The sequence below is a fragment of the uncultured Maribacter sp. genome, assembly GCF_947500985.1.
In the GTDB taxonomy this organism is placed as follows: Bacteria; Bacteroidota; Bacteroidia; order Flavobacteriales; family Flavobacteriaceae; genus Maribacter.
This window is the reverse complement of sequence record NZ_CANMTX010000020.1, coordinates 1-5,724: the sequence shown is the minus strand read 5'-3', so window position 1 is coordinate 5,724 and position 5,724 is coordinate 1. Positions and strand designations below refer to the sequence as shown.

Sequence of the window (5,724 nt, the reverse complement as noted above, 5' to 3'; positions counted from 1 at the left end):
TTAGATGCTAATGAAACGATTACAGCCGACGTTTCTAATACTGCAGGAAATCCTGCAACTCAGGCTACTCGTGATATTCAATATGACGCTACATTGCCAGTACCAGTTCTAGAAATAGACGATATCACAGCAGACAACATCCTGAACGCAGCGGAAACTGGTGCAGATGTTGCTGTAACAGGAACAGTTTCGGGTGATTTCAATACAGGTGATACCGTTACTTTAACAGTAGACGGTACCGATTATACGGGAACTGTTGATGCTTTAGGTGCATACAGTATTGATGTACCAGGTAGTAAATTAGCTGCCGATGCAGATACAACTGTTGATGGTAGTGTTACTACTACAGATACCGTTGGGAATATCAGTGAAGTTTCGGAAACTAAAAATTATAGTATCGCTAATACAGATGATGATCTTGACAACGATGGACTCAACAATAATGATGAGATTTCTTTAGGAACTGACCCTAATAATCCAGATACCGACGGAGATGGGATTAATGATGGACAAGAAGTAACTAATGGTAATACCAATCCATTAGATGACTGTGAATCTATTGGAGGTACGCCATTAGCTACGAGTGATTGTGATAATGATGAATTAACTAACGTAGAGGAAGATACTTTAGGTACCGATCCAAATAATTCTGATACAGATAATGATGGTCTTACCGATGGTCAAGAAGTAAACCTAGGAACCAACCCAAATAATCCTGATTCAGATGGTGATGGTATAAATGATGGTCAAGAAATTAATGATGAAACCGATCCTTTAAATGATTGTGATTCAAATGGAGGCACACCTCTATCAACTAGCGACTGTGATATGGATGGGTTGTCTGTTTCTGAAGAAAGTGCTTTAGGTACCGACCCAGAAAACGACGATTCTGATGGTGACGGTATCAACGATGGTCAAGAAGTTAACGATGGTACAAACCCTCTTGATGGCTGTAGCTCTAATGGAGGAACACCACCAGCTGACGCCATATGCGATATTAGTATAGAAAGTGACTTGATTGACCCGAATACTAATGGAGGTGTATTTATCATCAATAATATAGAATCCTTCCCAAATAATACAGTTCGTGTTTATAACCGATGGGGCATACTCGTATTCGAAACCAATGATTACGATAATAGAGGAAATGCTTTCACAGGTATTTCAAATGGTAGAGCAACTATTAGCAAGAATGATGAACTACCAGCAGGTATATACTATTATCTAATTGACTATTCAAAAGATCAAAAAACAGAAACAATGAATGGATATATGTACATCAACAGGTAAGAAAAATAGTTGAGCTGACCTATACTGAAGACGGAGAAGATAGCGAAGGTATAAGTATAATATATTTTGTACCAACTGAAATTAGTTATCAAAATTTTACTTCAACGTTGACCACATTGAAATTTAAATAGAGTATAAGAAATAAACGCTAACACATACCGAGAATTTCATATTCGGGGTGATAACATCAATTTTCTTGGGCTGACACAAATCAATGGTAAGAAATATTACGCTCTAAAATACGAGAATTATATAGTTGAGAAATTCTCTAGCCCCTCTGAGAATAAATTAGATAAGTAATAACAACAGTTTACAACGGGATAAAAAAACATAAGAAATTTGTATTAAACCGAAAGGTCTGTGTTTATATTTGGTTTAGTACCCATCCAAAACGTATCGCTTATCACCAACACTACGTTTCTTATACTTACCATTAGGTATTAATTAAAAAATCGAACTTTGAAACAAAATCTTAAGAAAAATTGATAAGAAAATATTCTTTAATTGTATTCGGTATTTTAATACTCGGTCTATTATTTTATTACATAGGTTGGTCTTTTTCACCAGGAAGCTATGGGAAAGCTGATACCTATGAATTAAATACTTCTGAAAAAACTCTTATCGAAATTATAAATGAAGTAAAATCAGAAAACAATTTAGACACGAACAGTTTCGCTGACCATAAAAATGGACATTGGTACTCAGTCTATTTTGAGTATAAAGATAAAAATCAGATAATTCACGCATTGACCAGACCGAAAAATAAAACAACAACAACATTTTATTTTTCCAGTTATAAAAACAAAACTGATACCGGAAATTGGATTGATGCGAACGAATATTTTTGGTGGTGGAAAAACTCGAAAGCTAAGAAGGAATTTGACTCAAGAATACTGAAAAAAATTGAGAAAAAAATAAAAATACAAAAGCTCAACACCGATTAAATACCATTACTGCTTTATGATTAATCAAAAGGTCGTTGTGTTTTTATAATGTCGCTAAATCTTATGGATTTAGATTTGGACAAGAAAATAAATAAAAACTATAAGAGTAAACTTTTAACTTGCAGGAATGCTAAGGTATTAACTTCTGTTATAACGAAACCTCTTCCTCACGAAAGACCGACAGCCTCTGCCATTTCAAAAGCACTTTATCTTAGTCCACAAACTATTGAAATATTGTAAATTACCAGAACTATAAAACACAAACCATAAATGAAACAGTTCTATTTTACTTTCTTCGCTATTTTCTCCTTATCGTTTACTTTATATTCTCAAGCGCTAGACACACCTGTAGATATTGGAGGGTACAATATGCATTTCAATATTATGAAAGGTGAAGGAACTCCGATTCTTTTTGAAACCGGTGGCGGTGACGACAGTTCTGTTTGGAAACCTATTTTAAAAAGAATACATGAAGTTACTGGTACAACGTTGATTACATATGACCGTTCTGGTTTCGGGCAGAGTGAATTGAATCCTGCATTGAAGAACGATTCGGATTTCGGAATTGAAAACGGAATAAAGGAATTAGAAACCGGACTTGCAAAATTAGGGTACAGCGATGAAATTATTTTGGTGTCACATTCCTATGGCGGACTATACAGCTTATTATATGCGCGTAAACATCCGAAGAAAGTTAAATCGATTGTTTTAATAGATGCAACTCTTAGTAATTTCTGGAATGAAGATTTCTTGGCTATGAGAGATATGTTTGTTGATATAAATACCATACCGAAAGGTACTGGCGATTATTACCTAAATTTCAACTACAATGAAGTTATGCGTTCATTAAGGAATACACAGTTCCCTAACAATATTCCTGTAACGAACATTTTTCCTGATAAATCCGCTCCAGTATATCCAGAAGAATATTCAAATAGATGGAAAAAAGTTCATGTAGATTTAGGTACACAAAACAATAATGTAACAAATATTATAGCTGAAAGCAGTAGTCATGCCGTATTTAGTGATAACCCTGCATTAGTTATCAACGCTATAGTTAAAGCCTACTCAGAAACTTTAGATAAAAATCAACAAAATATTGTGCTACAAAAGGCATTAGACAATGCTATTGAGTTATCGATTGAAACCAAGGTTCATAATCGTTCAGAACACGATTTAAATATGTTGGGTTATTCATTTTTACAAATCCAAGAATTAGACAAAGCCCTAGATGTATTTAAAACAACAATACTATTATTTCCAGAAAGTGCCAATGCTTATGACAGTTATGGCGAAGCTTTGTTAATAGCAGATAAAAAAACTGAAGCTATTGAAATGTATAAGAAATCTATAGCCTTAAACCCTAATAACGAACACGGCAAAGAGGTACTGTTGAAATTGAAAGAAGATTAATAATTAAACAGAAATATTAAATATTACAACATATCCATATGGGGCTATTTGATTTTTTAAAGAAGAGCGACAAAAAACAGGAAACTGTGCAATTACAATCTAAAAAAGAAGCAAACATTGCAAAAATCAAGCAGTACATTGACATACCAGAATCTATAGCAGATAGAGTAGCCGACATCGACAAAATCACCACTAATAAAGATTTAGATGTGCAGTCTAGGGTTAACCAGCTCATGAAAATTTATGAATCTTTAACTGACGACCAAAAAAGAACTAGAGAAGGTAGATATGTAATTCTGCATATCGCTGAAGTATTTTTTTCTGAAAGATGGATCGAAGATGCTTTTGATAATTATAATTTTGCAATGCAATTTAAAGACACTGTCGGTAATCCGTTTTTACATTTAAGGCTAGGACAATTAAACTATTTAGTTCAAAATAAAGACAAAATGCATGATGAGTTAAGCAGAGCACTTATTATGGACGGAGATGCTATTTTTAAAAACGAAGACCCGAAACTTATTGAAATGGTCAAAAGCATATTAAAAGAACCCGAAAATTGTTCCTGGACCGAATACGAAGGTCAAGATTGGGCAATAACAAAATAGTAACTTACCACTACTCTATTAATTAAAGACTGATTTTAAAATAATAAGTTCACTAGATGATTTTTGACGCAATTGTTAGTTTTTTCGTTGACGTAATTTTTGAAGGAATTCTACATAAATTTTGGAGTTTTTTGGGTAGTACATTAAACCGAATAGATAAATTCTTGTTTAAAAAAAAGAAGTAACATATTCTAAAGGGAAAATAGCCGTATCAAAATCAGTAATTAGAACGAATCATTAAATCTGTATTTATCTGTATGAAAACAATTCAAGAACTAATAAATATTGATGAACCTGGCTGGCTATTAGTTGCTGAATGGATAAATGATGCAACCAACAAAGTTGAAGTTCTACCCAAAAACGAGAAAGAAGCTGATAATGCGCTTTACCAAACACAAGTGTCAACCCGCTCACCAATGGGAGCTATAATATACGAAACGGGTGGTCTCTTAATTGATCATGGCTGGACTAGAATTTTGGGGTCTGGTAACCAAAAATTAGATAGAACTTTACCTAAATGGAATAAAGGGAAAACGTTTAAAGAATTTGGAGATAAACCGTCAATATTCTTAATTGCCGATGATGTCGTTGGTGGATTTTTCGCTATAAATGGTGGTGCTTTGGGTGATGATATAGGCAATGTATATTATTTCGCACCAGATGCTTTAGAATGGGAATCAATGGATGTTGGGTATTCTGATTTTCTATGGTGGACATTTACAGGTGACCTATCTCAATTCTATGCCAATGCACGTTGGACTGGTTGGGAAAAGGAAATAACTGAAATTAATGGAAATCAAGGTATCGCATTTTATCCTTTTCTATGGACAGAACATAACAGCATTGATGATTTTACAAGAAAAATAGTGCCAATTTCTGAGATATGGACATTTCAACAAGATGCGCTACAGCAATTGAACAAAGGGGAATAGATTGGCATAGTTATTAAAATAAAAGGGGCTTGTTTTTAAGAAACTAAAAATATTACCACCAATATTTAGTTAAATAAAACGTTACTTAAATTGAACTTAAACTATAAAATATCATGTATAAAAAAGTACTATTAGCTATTATCTTGATAGTCGCATTTGTAAAAATAGGTACTGCTCAAGAATTGCAAACTCAAGTAGAAGCAATCAACACTTTTATAGAAGAACATAGTGAAAGTAATAGAAATTATTACGCGAAAATTAATGCTACACAAGAAAATGTTTATTTCTATAACGAAATTCAACATGCAATGCAGCTTACATTCCCTGTATTAAAAATGGACGCTGATAATATAAAAATCACCAAAAAGGGACTCACATTTTATCCGAAAGTAACGGGCTTGGTGGTCATCAAAAACTTTTCGACTTTTGCTCCTAAAGACATTGGCACCGCTTGGCTTAATATTATTAAAATGAGCAAGAAAGATAAAATAGAACTACAATCCATGATGAAGAAATTCATTATTGATTATCAAACTG

The 5,724-nt window shown here is 33.4% G+C and carries 6 protein-coding genes; all 6 read left to right on the top strand.

What is annotated here, in order from left to right:
- Positions 1 to 1,290: Ig-like domain-containing protein (locus Q0871_RS18560; RefSeq protein WP_299326576.1), on the top strand; the 1,290-nt coding region annotated here is incomplete at its 5' end.
- A gap of 482 nt (positions 1,291 to 1,772) precedes the next feature.
- Positions 1,773 to 2,234 carry a hypothetical protein gene (locus Q0871_RS18555; RefSeq protein ID WP_299326573.1) on the top strand — a complete coding sequence of 154 codons (462 nt, stop codon included), beginning with the start codon at positions 1,773 to 1,775 and terminating at the stop codon, positions 2,232 to 2,234.
- Between the two features lie 270 nt (positions 2,235 to 2,504).
- On the top strand, positions 2,505 to 3,647 hold the full coding sequence (locus Q0871_RS18550; protein ID WP_299326570.1) for an alpha/beta fold hydrolase: 1,143 nt from the start codon (positions 2,505 to 2,507) through the stop codon (positions 3,645 to 3,647).
- Between the two features lie 38 nt (positions 3,648 to 3,685).
- Positions 3,686 to 4,255, top strand: coding sequence for a hypothetical protein (locus Q0871_RS18545; RefSeq protein WP_299326567.1), 570 nt, complete (start codon positions 3,686 to 3,688; stop codon positions 4,253 to 4,255).
- Between the two features lie 257 nt (positions 4,256 to 4,512).
- Positions 4,513 to 5,187: a DUF2625 domain-containing protein gene (locus Q0871_RS18540; protein ID WP_299326563.1), complete on the top strand. Its 675-nt coding sequence runs from the start codon at positions 4,513 to 4,515 to the stop codon at positions 5,185 to 5,187.
- Positions 5,188 to 5,300: 113 nt separating this feature from the next.
- Positions 5,301 to 5,724, top strand: a 424-nt coding sequence (locus Q0871_RS18535) for a hypothetical protein (RefSeq protein ID WP_299326560.1), incomplete at its 3' end; no start/stop codon positions are given.

Bases quoted from the DNA above. Each gene is read 5' to 3' on its own strand.
- Q0871_RS18550 (WP_299326570.1), top strand. From the start codon at position 2,505: ATGAAACAGTTCTATTTTACTTTCTTCGCTATTTTCTCCTTATCGTTT.
- Q0871_RS18545 (WP_299326567.1), top strand. From the start codon at position 3,686: ATGGGGCTATTTGATTTTTTAAAGAAGAGCGACAAAAAACAGGAAACT.
- Q0871_RS18540 (WP_299326563.1), top strand. From the start codon at position 4,513: ATGAAAACAATTCAAGAACTAATAAATATTGATGAACCTGGCTGGCTA.